Origin of the sequence: Streptomyces sp. XY431, from assembly GCF_001279805.1 — a bacterium.
Lineage (GTDB): Bacteria > Actinomycetota > Actinomycetes > Streptomycetales > Streptomycetaceae > Kitasatospora > Kitasatospora purpeofusca.
Genome location: NZ_LGDO01000281.1, coordinates 1 through 907 on the forward strand (window position 1 = coordinate 1; position 907 = coordinate 907).

Here is a 907-nt window from a genome sequence, read left to right on the forward strand (position 1 = left end):
CCCGCTCGCACTCCCCCATCCGCCCCGCGAACACCTCCGACCCCGCCAACAACCCCACCGCCATACCCACCCACTGCGAACCCTGACCCGGGAACACCAACACCGAACGACCCGACGACACCCCGTCGCCCCGTACCAGCCCCGGCACCGTCCGGCCCTCGGCCAGCGCCTTCACCCCACCGAGCAGCCCGTCCGGGTCGGTGCCCACCACCACCGCACGGTGCTCGAAGGAGGCACGCCCCACTGCCAACGAGTAACCCACGTCCGCCGGATCAAGCCCGGGCTCGGCCACCACCCGAGCCACCAACGCCTCCGCCTGCGCCCGCAGGGCCTCCGCACTGCGCGCCGACACCGGCCACACCACCGCCCCAGGACGCCGAGTACCGTCCGCCGCTCCGACCGGGGCCTCGGCCGGCGCGGATTCCAGGATCACGTGGGCATTAGTGCCGCTGATGCCGAAGGAGGACACCCCCGCCCGGCGCGGGCGTCCGGTGTCGTCCCACGTACGGGCCTCCGTCAGCAGCTTCCCGGCCCCCGCGGACCAGTCCACCTCGGGCGTCGGACCGTCCACATGCAACGTCTTCGGCATCACCCCGTGCCGCAGGGCCAGCACCGACTTGATGACACCGCCCACACCCGCCGCGGCCTGCGCATGGCCGATGTTGGACTTCAGCGAACCGATCCACACCGGACGGTCCACCGGCCGGTCCTGACCGTACGTGGCCAGCAGCGCCTGCGCCTCGATCGGGTCTCCCAACCGCGTCCCCGTCCCGTGCGCCTCCACCACGTCCACCTCGGACGCGGACAACCCCGCGTCCGCCAGCGCCGCCCGGATCACCCGCTGCTGCGACGGACCGTTCGGCGCCGTCAGGCCGTTGCTCGCACCGTCCTGGTTCACCGCCGAGCC

The 907-nt window shown here is 73.2% G+C and carries 1 protein-coding gene; it reads right to left on the bottom strand.

The features are described from left to right. Positions 1-907 (bottom strand): ketoacyl-synthetase C-terminal extension domain-containing protein (locus ADK60_RS23785; RefSeq protein WP_199839735.1); only part of this gene is annotated, 907 nt, incomplete at both ends.